Consider the following 14,174-nt stretch of genomic DNA (forward strand, 5'->3'; position numbering starts at 1 on the left):
CAAGTTCTGATGGAAAAAGGTGGTGAACACACACATGCAAATTACGGATGTCAGACTCCGCCGTGTTAACTCGGAGGGGAGAATGAAGGCTATCGCATCCATTACCATCGATAACGAATTCGTCGTTCATGACATTCGTGTCATTGATGGTAACAACGGAATGTTTGTTGCTATGCCGAGCAAACGTACTCCTGATGGAGAGTTCCGTGATATCGCCCACCCGATCTCTTCCGGTACGCGTGAGAAGATTCAGGCAGCAGTTTTGACTGAATACGATCGTGCGGCAACTGAGGAAGAAGTCATTGAAGAAGGTGCCTGAGAACATTATTGGGGTTCGAAGGAAAAGAGAGCCATGTCTTATGGCTCTCTTTTCTTTTTGACCGGAATAAGATATATTCAGTATTGAGTTTATTAGCAGAGAACAAAAAGCGCATCGTGCGCTTGGTGGCAGGGCGGCATCTTAGGAATCATTGGGATTCGGTTAAGCTCGCAGGTACACGGCGTATACATATAGGTCACGATTCGTTGGTGTCCGCGTTGTTACGTGTGATTACAGAGACAGCAGGCGATGAACAGGACCGGCTTGAAGCCGGCTGAACGATACTCATTGGATATAGATCAGCAATGCATTTCAATGGGATTTTCAGAACAGGAGGTCGTTAATTTTGAAACGAATGGCAATCGTTCTTGCCGCAGGGCAAGGAAAACGAATGAAATCAAAATTGTACAAAGTACTGCATCCCGTATGCGGTAAACCTATGGTTGGACATGTGCTGGATGCAGCACTCAGCGCAGGCGTTGAACGCAGTGTAGTTGTAGTCGGTCATGGTGCCGAAGCGGTGCAGTCATTTTTGGGTTCCAGAGCGGAGTATGCACTTCAGGCGGAACAACTGGGTACAGGTCATGCAGTGAAGCAGGTTAAATCCTTGCTTGGCGGTGAAACTGGCTCTACGATTGTGGTCTGCGGAGATACACCACTTGTGACCAGTGAGACGTTGGAAGGTCTGATGAAGTTGCATGAGAGCAGCGGAGCAGCAGCCACAGTTCTTACGGCTCAGTTGGACAATCCCAAAGGTTATGGCCGCGTCATTCGCGGAGAAGATGGATCTGTACAACGGATTGTGGAACAAAAGGATTGCACAGAGCAGGAAGATGCTGTGAATGAGATTAACACAGGCACATACTGTTTCGATAATGCAAAATTGTTCGCTGCCTTGGAAAAAGTGACGAACCAGAACGCTCAGGGAGAGTATTATCTCACAGACGTAGTTGGCATTTTCCGCAATGATGGAGAAGTGGTTGAAGCTTACATGTCGGATGACATCGCAGAATCCATCGGGGTTAACGACCGTCTTGCACTTTCGCAAGCCGAAGCCTTCATGCGTGAACGTCTTGCCGTACGCCATATGTTGAACGGTGTGACAATCATTGATCCGTCATCGACATATATCGGAGCGGATGTTACGATTGGATCAGATACAGTTTTGTATCCGGGGACAATCCTCAAAGGCACAACTTCCATTGGTGAAGCATGTCATATTGGTCCTCAGGCAGATGTGGAAGACAGTGTTATTCAGGACGGAGTTACAATTAAACATTCGGTAGTATCCAATGCCGAGGTTGGTTCTGATGCAACGGTAGGTCCATTTGCTAATTTGCGTCCAGGGACTAAGCTGGGTCGCAACGTAAAAATTGGTGACTTTGTTGAAGTGAAAAATGCTACAATTGATGAAGGTTCCAAAGTATCTCATCTCAGCTATATTGGAGATGCCAAAGTAGGGAAAAACGTAAATGTTGGATGCGGGGCAATAACTGTCAATTATGATGGTTATAATAAAGCTGTGACAACGATTGAAGATGATGCTTTTGTAGGCAGCAACGTCAATCTGATTGCACCGATTACGGTAGGAAAAGGCGCTTATGTGGTTGCTGGCTCCACCGTTACCCATTCCGTTCCCGAGAATGATCTGGCCATTGCTCGTCCACGTCAGGAGAATAAACCTGGTTATGCGGAGAAGATTCGCGGACGTGCCAAAGCCAAGAAACAAAATGCCAAACCCCAATAAGGGGTTTTGATAACAAGATTGCCTCCCGAAGATCGGGGAGGTGCCGACATGTCGCAGACGCTTATTGATTCCAATGAACCAGCACGGAGGGTTTTTATTTTATGACTTATTTTGATTCGAAATTAAAAATATTTACTTGCAATTCTAACCCCAAGCTCGCCCATCAAATTGCTGATTATATCGGGATCCCTATGGGTGAATCTCACACAACCAGCTTTAGTGATGGCGAGATTCAAGTGAAACTCTCCGAGAGTGTTCGGGGTTGTCACGTTTATATCGTGCAGTCCACTTGCTTGCCGGTTAATGATAACCTGATGGAAATGCTCGTTATGATTGATGCACTCAAACGGGCATCTGCCAAGACGATTAACGTCGTTATTCCTTACTATGGCTATGCAAGACAGGATCGCAAGGCACGTTCACGTGACCCGATTACAGCGAAACTGGTTGCTAACCTGATTGAAAAAGCGGGTGCAACCCGTGTCATCGCGATGGACTTGCATGCAATGCAGATCCAGGGATTCTTCGACATTCCAGTCGACCATTTGCTTGGCGTGCCAATTCTGGCTCAATATTTCCGGTCGAAACAGATCGAAAATCCGGTTGTTGTGTCGCCTGACCACGGTGGCGTAGTGCGCGCACGTAAACTGGCTGATTTCCTGAATGCACCCCTGGCGATTATCGATAAACGTCGTCCTGAGCCAAATGTGAGCGAAGTGATGAACATTATCGGTAACATCGAGGGTAAAACAGCTATCCTGATCGATGACATTATTGACACGGCGGGAACGATTGTACTGGGAGCGAATGCTCTGATGGAAGGCGGCGTAAAAGAAGTATACGCGTGCTGTACTCACCCGGTATTGTCCGGACCTGCGATGGAACGTTTGGAGAATGCACCATTGAAGGAAGTCATCGTAACGGACACCATTCCAATTACGCATGCTAATCCGACAAGCAAACTCAAAGTGTTGTCTGTAGCGCCTTTGCTCGGAGAAGCGATTATCCGGGTTCATGAGGAATTGTCAATCAGCAAGCTGTTTGAAATTGAATAAGGATGTCTGCATAAAGTAGTAGAGGGGTTACGTTTTCCGGTTCAATGGAAAATGTAACCCCTGTCGGCGTGCCGTTTTATTAAAGGTGAAACAGACGCTGGTCAGTCCATATAAGTTTGAACTACTCATTTACACAATAACGGAGAGGGCAGAAAAGATCTGAAGAAGCGAAGCGTTCGCCTTTATCACCGGATTTTCCCTTTGAAAAGGGAATCAAAAAATCTGGGGATAACAGCGATCGGAAGATGTTTCTGCACGCGCAGTGATCCAGTGTAAAATGGTTCGTTCATCTTAATATGGTTAATACCCGGGGCGGGAGATAAATCGGAAACGACGCCGATGAAAAAGCGTGTCGGCAATTTCGACGAATTGATTATCGAAACGTGTGATTAGACCAATCTCAATATGGGTGTCGCGGTCGTATACCTGTACAGGTACGTGATATTCGAGATGATAGATAAAATCGCTATGTTGAGTCAGTTGTCCATTGTCTTCGCGCAAAACCCGCTCACCTTCCTGGGTCGATAAAATATTAACTGTGAACACTACAGTAAATCGATCTTTACTTTCTTGATATTATATGAAATATAAGATTCGAAGTCTATGCCTCACCTCAGGCTAATCCGAAGGAGGGAACAAGATGAAGTGGATTGTCGGACTTGGAAATCCAGGCTCGAACTATGCCAAAACCCGTCATAATATCGGTTTTATGGCACTGGATCGGTTGGCTGATCGTCATAATATCTCCATTACACAGAATAAATGTAAAGCGCTGATTGGAGAAGGCAATATTGGCGGTGTGAAAACCGTACTGATCAAACCAATGACCTATATGAACTTGTCTGGTGAATCGGTTCGAGCATATATGGATTTTTATAAAGTTAGTCTTGAAGATCTGATTGTTGTGTACGACGACATGGATACAGAGATTGGCAAAGTCAGATTGCGTTACCAAGGTAGTGCAGGCGGACATAATGGAATCAAGTCCATTATTCAGCATACCGGTACACAGCAGTTTAACCGGGTGCGCATGGGAATATCCCGGCCTGAACCAGGACATGCCATTGTTGATTATGTACTGTCGACATTTATGAAGAAAGAAAAGGAAGCCCTTGATCAGACCATTGAGCAAACATGTGATGCCCTGGAGCATAGCTTGACTCATACGTTTGAACAAACAATGGCGAAGTTTAACGGTTAATTTTGTAAGACATACTGGTAAAATGATCATAAAGACGGGTTCGATTCAGCCATACTGGACATACTGGATGTATAAACCATGTTCAGGAGGCATAAACATGTCAGTGAATTACGTATGTAGGCATTGCCGTACCTTTATTGGACGAATCGATTCTGCCCGGATAACGGAAGTAGAGCTCGGCTTTCATTTCTTGACCCCCGACGAGCGGAGGGATATAATAGCGTATAATTCCGGTGGTGACATTACCGTTCGGATTACATGTGATTACTGTAAGGAAGCCCTGGAGCACAATCCGGAGCTTAGCCTGCTCGCGAGTCCGCTTCAGTAGACATCGCCTGTACAGGATCGAATGACAGTTGAGGGCGGTTGCGTAATAACGCTCCACCTTTTATAGCCTTGGCAGCCTGCTGAGGCTTCTTTTCAGTTGGCATGAAAGTCATGGCTATCTCGAAATCAGGCTCAGCCGCATCAACAGATGTGGCAATGTTGCGAGTAATCCGATATGATGAAACAGGACAAAAAGGAATTTGTATCCATTTTAATAGTGATGCTACGCGTATGCGTGAGATAATCAAGTAAGTTATAAGAGAGGTGCCCCTTTTGTTACAAGCACTTATACAGGCTTTTTCCAAAGATCCGGACTTCGGATCCATTACAGCCGGAATCAAGTCCGGCATGAAGGAACAATTGGTTTCGGGTCTATCCGGCTCGGCGCGTCAGATTATGCTGGCTGCTCTGCATCAGGAAATGAACCGACCATTGCTCGTAGTAACACATAATATGTTTTCAGCACAAAAAATTGCAGAAGATTTACAGGAAGCGCTTTCACCTGATCAGGTGTTAATCTATCCTGCCAACGAACTTGTCGCTGCGGAAGCTGCTGTTTCCAGCCCGGAAACATTGGGTCAGCGTATTGATGTGTTGGTCCGCTGCGCCCAGGGATTCAGGGGCGTTGTTGTTATTCCTTTTTCCGGGGTAAGACGTTATGTTCCGCTTCCGGAAGTGATGGCCAATGCTCGAATTTTGATTAAACAGGGTAACACACTTCAACTGGACTCCTTCCTGCTGGAGATGGTAAAGCTCGGGTACGAGCGTGTGGAACGCGTGGAATCTCGTGGTGAGATGAGTGTACGCGGAGGTATCATCGACTTCTATCCGGTTACTTCATCGATCGCATATCGGGTGGAGTTATTTGATGATGAGATAGACTCCATTCGGACATTTGATCCAGCGGATCAGCGTTCGATTGAACGGATTGAAGAAATTACGGTTTTACCATGCAAGGAGTTAATTGCAGATCGTGAACGTATGGAAAAGGCTGCCGATGCGGCTGCTCTTTTGCTGGAGCAACAGCTGGAGAAAATGACGGACCGGCAGGCGAAGCTGCGTCTTCGTGAGGAAATTCACCGGGAGATCGAGCTTTTGCGGGAACACGTGTATTTCTCCGAAATGTATAAATATATTTCTCCGCTCTATCCGGAGAACAAAACGATCTACGACTATATGCCAGAAGATACCCTGCTGGTTCTTGATGAGCCTGCCAGACTATCGGAGACATCGAAACAGCTGGACCGTGATGAATCGGAGTGGAACCTGCATTTGATGCAAAACGGGAAAACACTTCCGGATCTTCCATTATCCGCAGACGGTGATGAACTCTTGTATGAGCGTCCATTCCAGACGCTGTTTATGTCGATCTTTTTGCGCCAAGTTCCACACACCCAACCACAGAACATTCTGAACTTCATCAGTCGTGGCATGCAGGATTTCCATGGACAGATGAACGTACTGAAGGCAGAGATGGAGCGTTGGCAGAAGGCCGGAGTCAAAGTACTTATGCTGGCGAACGGTGAGGAGCGACTCGAGCGGATGCGCCGGGTACTGATGGACTATGATATTCCAGAACCAGAGATGATGATCGGTAATTTGCAAACGGGATTTGAAATGCCATCCATTCATTTGGCTGTTGTGACCGAGGGCGAGATGTTCTCGCAAAAACAGCGTAAAGTACGCAAACCGATTCGGAATGTAGATAATGCTGAACGGATCAAATCCTATAGCGAGCTAAAAGTGGGCGATTATGTCGTTCACCAGAACCACGGGATTGGTAAGTACCTGGGGATCGGCACCCTCGAAGTTGGCGGTATTCATAAGGACTACATGCATATTCTCTATGCGGGTGGAGACAAACTGTCTGTACCTATTGAGCAGATCGATCTGATTCAGAAATATGTTGGTTCCGAAGAGAAAGAACCGAAAATATACAAGCTGGGCGGCAATGAGTGGACACGGGTTAAAAATAAAGTCCGCACATCTGTACAGGATATTGCTGATGATCTAATTAAGCTGTATGCAGAGCGTCAGACCTCCAAAGGGTTTGGATTCGACAAGGATTCTGCGGAGCAGCAGGAGTTTGAGGACATGTTCCCTTACGATGAGACACGTGATCAGGTGCGTGCGATTGAAGAAATCAAGAAGGACATGGAACAAAACCGTCCAATGGATCGTTTATTGTGTGGGGATGTTGGTTACGGCAAAACCGAGGTGGCTATTCGGGCTGCATTTAAAGCAGCTATTGAAGGCAAACAGGTGGCTGTCCTCGTGCCAACAACCATTTTGGCACAGCAGCATTTTGAGACGTTCCGTGAGCGCTTCTCCGGTTATCCGTTCAACATTCATGTGCTTAGCCGGTTCCGCTCCCGTAAAGAGCAGAATGAAACAGCCAAAGGCATCAAGGCAGGCACAGTGGATATTGTCATCGGGACGCATCGATTGCTGTCGCAGGATCTGGTGTTCAAGGACCTTGGACTGCTCATTGTTGATGAAGAACAGCGCTTCGGTGTTACCCATAAGGAAAAACTGAAGAAGCTGAAAACCAATGTGGACGTGCTGACACTGACGGCAACGCCGATTCCGCGGACGCTTCATATGTCCATGCTGGGTGTGCGTGATCTGTCCGTTATCGAGACTCCACCAGAGAATCGTTTCCCGGTGCAGACCTATGTGGTTGAACACAGCCAGGCGCTTGTTCGTGAAGCCATTGAGCGTGAGCTTGCCCGTGGTGGGCAAGTGTACTACCTCTACAACCGTGTTCAGGGAATTCAGGAGATGGCTGCCGAAATTTCTGAACTTGTGCCTGAAGCCAAAGTTGGTGTGGGACATGGTCAGATGTCGGAAACAGAGCTGGAGAAAACGATTCTGGACTTCCTGGATGGTGAATATGACGTGCTTGTGAGCACAAGTATCATCGAGACCGGGGTAGATATTCCAAACGTAAATACACTGATTGTACATGATGCGGATAAAATGGGACTCTCCCAGCTGTATCAGCTGCGCGGACGTGTGGGTCGTTCCAACCGTATTGCGTATGCCTATTTTACGTACCAACGGGATAAAGTGCTTACCGAAGTTGCTGAGAAACGTCTGCAATCAATCAAAGAATTTACCGAACTGGGTTCAGGATTCAAAATTGCCATGCGTGACTTGTCGATTCGTGGTGCGGGAAATCTGCTAGGAGCGGAGCAGCATGGTTTCATCGCTTCCGTCGGGTTTGATCTGTATTCCCAGATGCTCGCAGAGGAGATCAACAAACGCAAAGTTACGATGCTTGGCGAGGAGCCGGTACCTTCAGATCAGTGGAACACAACCCTGGATCTCAGTATCGATGCCTACTTGCCGTCCGATTATATCTATGACAGTATTCAGAAGATTGAGATCTACAAAAAAGTGGCGGTCATTGCATCCTTCGACGATGCGATGGAGTTGGAAGACGAATTGGTTGACCGATTCGGTGATCTTCCGGAAGCCGTCATTAACTTGCTGGCTGTAGCGCGGATGAAAGTATACGGCAAAATCTACGGTATTGAGTCCATTTCCCAACGTGGTGAGGACATTACCGTGAAGTTCTATGAAGGGCGTGAACATGCCTTTGAACTCTCGAAAATCGCGCACATTGGAAATCAGTTCGAAAGACGTGTACAATTTGAACAAGGACCCCATATGCTGATTCACGCTAAAGGCAAGGGGCTTGGGGATAAGCAACTGATGGAGCTGGTAGAGAAAATTCTGGAGTCCATGAAAACTGCTTTTAAATCAAAGGGGGAACTAAAGGATGTTACCAAAGTATAAAAAAGTAGGAAAAGTACTGTCTGTGAGCATGGTTGCAGTACTATCCTTATCACTGCTTGCTGCATGTGGCAAGAAGGAAGAAGCAAAAACACCTGAATCCACGGATACAAGTGCTGTAGTCGCTACGTATGATGGTGGTACTATTACAGCCAATGAATTCGATATGGAGCAACGTGTCATGAAATTCCTCTATCCGGAGTATGCACAAATGATGGATATGGACGATTTCAAAGAGTATCTGGTAAAACAGGAAGTTGCTTATGAATATCTGAGTGGCAAAGCAAGTGAAGAAGCCAAAACAGCAGGTACAAAAGCGGCAACTGAGCAATTCGATAAAATGAAAGCTTCTGTTCAGGCAGATCAATGGACAGAAATGCTCAAAGCTCAGAAACTGACTGACGACAACATTAAAGACTACATGACTCGGATCATGACAGTAATCAAAGATAAAGAAACAGGCGTTACGGACGATGCAATCAAGGCTGAGTTTGAGAAAAACAAAGATCAGTTCACAACGGCTTCCGTTCGTCACGTGCTGATTAACTTCACAGATCCAAAAACGCAAAAAGAGCGTAAAAAAGAAGATGCACTTAAAATTGCAAAAGAAGTAAAAACCAAGTTGGATGGCGGAGCTGATTTTGCTGAAATTGCAAAAAAATATTCCGAAGATCCAGGTTCTGCTGAAAAGGGTGGACTGTATGAAAATACACCTGTAGGTAGCTGGGTAGAGGCATTTAAGGAAGCTGCAAAAACATTGCCACTGAACAAAATCAGTGATCCAGTAGAGACAGAGTACGGTTACCACGTCATGAAAGTGGAAGCTCGTACAGAAGCTGACTTTGCCAAATTGACGGCTGAACAAAAAGAAAGTCTGAAGAGCCAATTGGCTGCAGCCGAAATCGATACGTTCATGCAAAATGAATTGGACAAAATCGTAAAAGAAGTTAAACTGCCAAAAACAGAAAAAGCTGAAGAAGGTAAGACTGAAGGCACTACGGGTACAGGAACTGAAGGAGAAAAAACAACCGAACCAAAAACGGATGACTCCACAGGTACGGATACCAAGACTGACCAAGGTACGACTGGAACAGACAAAGATGCAACTACAGATGAAGGTACAAGCAGCAAGTAAGCTGGTAAAATTGCTGTGTTAGCATACGTTCAGGGGTTAAATTCGCCCGAATGAATGCCTTGTACTTCGTAAATATGGACAACCATACAGAGAAGCAAGGGGAGGACTTAGGACCTCCTTCTTGCTTCTTCTTGTATACATTCAAACCGTATGGGTACATGGTCGCCTTCTTCGAAAGTTACACAACTATATTCTCCGAAGCATGTATAAGGAAATGGGAACAGATGAATACTATGGTCAAGATATCACACTAAACGTTCTGGGACTTTCCTCTACCCATTAAGGAACAGTAGTTGAAAAATCTTCTCGAGAAAGTGGGGCAACATGTGAAATGAAAGCTACTGGTATTGTCCGCCGTATAGATGACCTTGGTCGTGTGGTCATTCCAAAAGAAATCCGCCGTACGTTACGTATTCGTGAAGGTGATCCACTGGAAATTTTCGTGGATCGTGATGGAGAAGTTATCCTTAAAAAATATTCGCCAATTGGCGAACTTGGTGATTTTGCCAAAGAATATGCAGAATCCCTGTATGAGAGTACAGGACATGTAACGATGATTTCTGACCGGGATACCATTATCACGGTGGCAGGTGGTTCGAAAAAAGAGTATTTGGACAAGCAGGTAGGTCAACTGTTAGAGGGATGTATGGAAAACAGAAAGACCATTTTGGAAACAAACAACGGTTCTTATGAACTTAGCAAAGATCATGACGAGACGTTATCCTCTTTTGTTATTGCGCCGATTATTTCAGGTGGTGACCCCATCGGAACGGTTATCCTGTTTAATAAGGATGAATCGGTGAAGATGTCTCAGATGGAAGTGAAGATGTCTGAGACGGCTGCTGGTTTCCTTGGCAAGCAAATGGAACAATAGACCGCAGATCAACTCCTGGTGCCCTGTCTTGGGCATACGGGAGTTTTTGCATTTTAAGGGACAACAAAGTTAATCCGGATGATTGTGATGGGGGAGGGTTAGTCTGTGTGCCTTCAGGCAGGTATAATAGCAAGGTATGCTTAAAAGGATTACGCGGGAGGGACTTATGAAACAGCCGTCTACAGGCTCAAGGCTGCTACAGGGTGCATTTATACTTGGGCTTGCTGCCATTATCTCTAAAATCATTGGTGCTTTTCAGAAGATTCCGCTGCAGAATCTGGGGGGAGACGGTGTATTTGGCATCTACAATACGGTGTATCCGTTATATATGCTCATTATCACGCTTGCTGCTGCAGGACTGCCGCTGGCCGTATCCAAATTCGTAGCAGAACAGAACGCACTCGGAAGACCAGACGAGAGCAGAAGAATTATTCGACTATCTTCCCTACTGCTCGGGGGAATTGGAATTATAATGGCGCTTTTGATGTATGCAGGTGCGCCGCTGATCGCTGACATGATTGGCAACCGCCATGTGGTTCCATCGATTCGTGCTGCTTCATGGGCGTTATTGTTCGTACCGGTAATGACAGGGCTGCGTGGATATTTTCAGGGATTACAGCAGATGGTTCCAACAGCAGTATCACAAGTGGTGGAGCAGACGATACGTGTCACCGTCATGATTGTTCTTCTTCTGTGGTTGATGAGACGGGACGCTTCGCTTGAGACTATTGCTGCTGGTGCCATGATGGGCTCCGTTGCTGGTGGAATGGTTGGACTGTTAACCATGTTAGGTTACATGGTCCGTCATCGGCGGAAAGGCAGGGAAGTCGTCACCGAACAATTGGATTCGGAATGGAGCAGTAACAGCGGAGAGGTTGGATCAAATCATCATGAGCGCCAGGAGAATACACCGGTTACGCCGCTGAAGAAAACGGTGAGTGCTATTAACCCGGCTCTGGCAGAAAGATCACGATCCAATGGTGAGTGGATCAAGACGCTGCTCATGTACGCCATTCCCGTCTGTCTCGGGTCGCTGGCTGTACCGCTGATGAATCTGGTGGATACCTTCACCGTGCCCCGATTGCTACGGGGAGAAGGACTGGATGAGCTTCAGTCGATGGTTTCCTTCGGCATCTACAACCGTGGATTGCCGCTGGTTCAACTGGTGACGATGCTTGCCACGTCACTATCTGTGCTGTTTATTCCGGCGATGGCGGAAGCCCGGTTAAAGGGCGGGCCAGAAGCCGTCCGGCAGCAAGCAGGCCTCGCGCTGCGCTGGTTCTGGTTGATCGGCCTGGCGGCATCCGCGGGTCTCGCGGTGCTGGCGGAGCCGATTAACCGCATGCTGTACGGAGATGCCGCAGGCACCGAAGCGCTGCGGTACATGGCGCTGACGGCTGCGGGCAGCACCGTCAGCATTATTGCGGCGGCGCTGCTGCAAGGCCTCGGGGCCGTGCGCGCACCCGCGTTCAGCATGCTGGCCGCCGCAGGCGTCAAGGCGCTGCTGAACGTCATGCTTGTGCCGGCGCTGGGCATCAGCGGCGCGGCCCTGGCAGGCGCAGTCGCCTACATGCTGGCGGCTGGCCTGAATGTGGCGCTGCTGGCGCGACTTGTCGCCCTGCGCCCTGCCCCTGGCGCCGTCCTGGCGAAGCCGGCGCTGGTGATCGCCGCCATGAGTCTGGCGGCGTTAGGCACGGCCTGGGCCGCCGAAGCCGTGCTCGGCGGCATGGGTGTCGCGGCCGACCGCAGGCTGGCCGCGATGGGCGTGAGCCTGCTGGGCATTGCCGCAGGCTCGGCCGTGTTCTTGCTGGCGGCGGCCTGGACAGGGCTACTGACCGCCGCGGAGCTGGCGGCTGTGCCCAAGTTGGGGCCTCGCCTTGCCAAGCTGCTGCGCAGACTGCGTGTGCTGCGCTAGCTCCATGCTCACGGTGCTTCTACACCCATCACAGCTAATATGCAATTATAGGATATCGAATGATTCTGGTATAATACGTGTAATTATTCCTCTTCAGGCATGATGAATCAGTGAGCCTGGACAGGATAGTCCGGATGGAGGTTTACGTAATGAGTGCAGCTTTAACCGTAGTGGGTCTTGGATCTGGAGATGCAGACCAACTGACCGTAGGTATTATCAAAAAAATGAAACATGCAGCTACGCTGTATGTACGTACCCTGGATCATCCCGTATTGAATGATCTGAAGCAAGAGGGGCTGGAGATGACATCATTTGATGCCATCTATGAGGCGAAGTCCTCCTTCCCCGAAGTATATGATGAGATCGCGAACCAACTGATAGAAGCTGCTCGCAAGGGTGAGGCTGGAACGGAGATTGTGTATGCCGTACCTGGTCATCCGATGGTGGCAGAAGCAAGTGTACGCCTGCTCAAAGAACGTTGTCCGCAGATGGGCATTTCACTGCGTGTCATGGGCGGAGAGAGTTTCCTGGACGAAGCCTTTATACGGCTTGGATTCGACCCGATTGAAGGGTTTCAACTTCTGGATGCCAGCAGCCTGAACACGGAATTGGTACAACCACAGCTACATACATTGATTGGACAAGTCTACGATGTGTTTACTGCTTCGGATGTGAAGCTATGCCTGATGGAGGTTTACCCGGATGATTATCCGGTATTTGTGGGTCACGCGTTGGGTGTACAGGGCCAGGAGGTCATTCACAAGATTCCATTGCACGAACTGGACCGGATCGAAGGGTACGGCAATCTGTCACTGATCTATGTACCGAAGAACACTGATGATGCGATGCGTCGCCGTTCCTTTGCGCGTTTGCATGAGATCGTCAATATTCTTCGCAGTCCGGGTGGCTGTCCATGGGATCAGGAGCAGACACATCAGTCCATTCGCAAAAACCTGATTGAAGAGACCTATGAGGTCATTGAGACGATCGATGAGGATGACCCCGACCATATGAAAGAAGAACTGGGTGATCTGCTGCTGCAGATTTTATTGCATTCCCAGATGGAAGAAGAAGTGGGCACATTTAATGTGTATGATGTCATCGAAGGTTTGAATGATAAGCTGATCTTCCGCCATCCACATGTTTTTGGCGATAATCAGGCAGAAGATGCGAATGAAGCTCTTCAGAACTGGGAACAGATGAAGGCAGAGGAGAAGAAGCGCAAAGGCCAGGATCAGCAGAAGGTTTCCGTGCTGGATGGTATACCGCGTGACTTGCCTGCATTGATGAAGGGATACAAGTTACAGAAGAAAGCAGCCAAAGTAGGCTTTGACTGGGATGATGTTGAAGGTGTATTTGCCAAGATCGAGGAAGAACTGGCGGAGTTAAAAGAAGCGGTGCAACAAGGCCAGTCTGCGGAAGAACGGAAGCTCGAACTGGGTGATTTATTATTCGCAGCCGCAAACGTTGCAAGATTCATCGATACGGACCCGGAAGAGGCGCTTGCTGCGACCAACCGCAAGTTCATCGGGCGGTTCCAGTACATCGAAGAGCGTCTTCGCGAACAGGGAAGAACACCAGCAGAAAGCAATGTAGAAGAGATGGAGCAATTCTGGCAGGATGCGAAGAAGGCAGGATTATAACAGGTTCAATTTTCTGGGAAAAGCCAGATAACCTTATTCCATTCATGCTATGCAGTGTGTTATGATAATACGAACATGTGTTCATCTGTGTAAACTGGGGTTGGTGTTTAGCGACGGATGGTTTCGGGTACTGGTCTTAGACTGTTGCCTGCGGACCATC

Annotated in this window: 12 protein-coding genes; 11 read left to right on the forward strand and 1 reads right to left on the reverse strand. The window is 47.9% G+C overall.

The features are described from left to right. The first annotated feature begins 34 nt into the window (after positions 1–34). The 4 genes from spoVG to NSQ20_RS00205 all read left to right on the forward strand — a co-directional run bounded on the left by spoVG (position 35) and on the right by NSQ20_RS00205 (position 3,121). Entirely contained in the window at positions 35–319 is a 285-nt protein-coding gene (spoVG, locus tag NSQ20_RS00190; RefSeq protein ID WP_017691372.1) for a septation regulator SpoVG, read from the forward strand. 83 nt (positions 320–402) lie between these two features. Beyond that, entirely contained in the window at positions 403–597 is a 195-nt protein-coding gene (locus NSQ20_RS00195) for a hypothetical protein (RefSeq protein ID WP_124118801.1), read from the forward strand. A gap of 68 nt (positions 598–665) precedes the next feature. Beyond that, positions 666–2,066 (forward strand): bifunctional UDP-N-acetylglucosamine diphosphorylase/glucosamine-1-phosphate N-acetyltransferase GlmU, encoded by a 1,401-nt coding sequence (gene glmU / locus NSQ20_RS00200; RefSeq protein ID WP_036606127.1) that lies wholly within the window; start codon positions 666–668, stop codon positions 2,064–2,066. A 101-nt stretch (positions 2,067–2,167) separates the two neighbouring features. Further along, positions 2,168–3,121: a ribose-phosphate diphosphokinase gene (locus tag NSQ20_RS00205; RefSeq protein WP_017691370.1), complete on the forward strand. Its 954-nt coding sequence runs from the start codon at positions 2,168–2,170 to the stop codon at positions 3,119–3,121. 300 nt (positions 3,122–3,421) lie between these two features. Here the strand turns inward: NSQ20_RS00205 and NSQ20_RS00210 are convergent, their stop codons facing one another. Then, on the reverse strand, positions 3,422–3,622 hold the full coding sequence (locus NSQ20_RS00210) for a hypothetical protein (protein ID WP_024633712.1): 201 nt from the start codon (positions 3,620–3,622) through the stop codon (positions 3,422–3,424). A 139-nt stretch (positions 3,623–3,761) separates the two neighbouring features. Between NSQ20_RS00210 and pth the strand changes: the two genes are divergently transcribed. From pth to mazG, 7 genes are all read left to right on the forward strand, one after another. Further along, on the forward strand, positions 3,762–4,322 hold the full coding sequence (pth, locus tag NSQ20_RS00215; protein WP_036606126.1) for an aminoacyl-tRNA hydrolase: 561 nt from the start codon (positions 3,762–3,764) through the stop codon (positions 4,320–4,322). Positions 4,323–4,419: 97 nt separating this feature from the next. Beyond that, positions 4,420–4,650: an anti-sigma-F factor Fin family protein gene (locus NSQ20_RS00220; RefSeq protein ID WP_017691368.1), complete on the forward strand. Its 231-nt coding sequence runs from the start codon at positions 4,420–4,422 to the stop codon at positions 4,648–4,650. A gap of 272 nt (positions 4,651–4,922) precedes the next feature. Beyond that, on the forward strand, positions 4,923–8,450 hold the full coding sequence (gene mfd / locus NSQ20_RS00225; protein ID WP_036606125.1) for a transcription-repair coupling factor: 3,528 nt from the start codon (positions 4,923–4,925) through the stop codon (positions 8,448–8,450). Next, positions 8,434–9,582 (forward strand): peptidylprolyl isomerase, encoded by a 1,149-nt coding sequence (locus tag NSQ20_RS00230; protein ID WP_127551186.1) that lies wholly within the window; start codon positions 8,434–8,436, stop codon positions 9,580–9,582. Before mfd ends, NSQ20_RS00230 begins: the two co-directional genes overlap by 17 nt. A 331-nt stretch (positions 9,583–9,913) precedes the next feature. Next, the gene (gene spoVT, locus NSQ20_RS00235; RefSeq protein ID WP_036606123.1) at positions 9,914–10,456 is read left to right on the forward strand and encodes a stage V sporulation protein T; all 543 of its coding nucleotides are present in this window, start codon (positions 9,914–9,916) and stop codon (positions 10,454–10,456) included. Positions 10,457–10,622: 166 nt separating this feature from the next. Then, complete coding sequence (locus tag NSQ20_RS00240) at positions 10,623–12,371, forward strand: polysaccharide biosynthesis protein (protein WP_340031568.1); 1,749 nt, start codon at positions 10,623–10,625, stop codon at positions 12,369–12,371. A 149-nt stretch (positions 12,372–12,520) separates the two neighbouring features. Further along, positions 12,521–14,014: a nucleoside triphosphate pyrophosphohydrolase gene (gene mazG / locus NSQ20_RS00245; protein ID WP_340031569.1), complete on the forward strand. Its 1,494-nt coding sequence runs from the start codon at positions 12,521–12,523 to the stop codon at positions 14,012–14,014. The last annotated feature ends 160 nt before the right edge of the window (positions 14,015–14,174 follow it).

This window comes from Paenibacillus sp. FSL K6-1122 (genome assembly GCF_037977015.1).
In the GTDB taxonomy this organism is placed as follows: Bacteria; Bacillota; Bacilli; order Paenibacillales; family Paenibacillaceae; genus Paenibacillus; species Paenibacillus amylolyticus.

What these genes read in the sequence shown, in the direction of transcription:
- spoVG (WP_017691372.1), top strand. Translation starts at nt 35, where the DNA reads ATGCAAATTACGGATGTCAGACTCCGCCGTGTTAACTCGGAGGGGAGA.
- NSQ20_RS00205 (WP_017691370.1), top strand. Translation starts at nt 2,168, where the DNA reads ATGACTTATTTTGATTCGAAATTAAAAATATTTACTTGCAATTCTAAC.
- pth (WP_036606126.1), top strand. Translation starts at nt 3,762, where the DNA reads ATGAAGTGGATTGTCGGACTTGGAAATCCAGGCTCGAACTATGCCAAA.
- NSQ20_RS00220 (WP_017691368.1), top strand. Translation starts at nt 4,420, where the DNA reads ATGTCAGTGAATTACGTATGTAGGCATTGCCGTACCTTTATTGGACGA.
- NSQ20_RS00230 (WP_127551186.1), top strand. Translation starts at nt 8,434, where the DNA reads ATGTTACCAAAGTATAAAAAAGTAGGAAAAGTACTGTCTGTGAGCATG.
- spoVT (WP_036606123.1), top strand. Translation starts at nt 9,914, where the DNA reads ATGAAAGCTACTGGTATTGTCCGCCGTATAGATGACCTTGGTCGTGTG.
- NSQ20_RS00240 (WP_340031568.1), top strand. Translation starts at nt 10,623, where the DNA reads ATGAAACAGCCGTCTACAGGCTCAAGGCTGCTACAGGGTGCATTTATA.
- mazG (WP_340031569.1), top strand. Translation starts at nt 12,521, where the DNA reads ATGAGTGCAGCTTTAACCGTAGTGGGTCTTGGATCTGGAGATGCAGAC.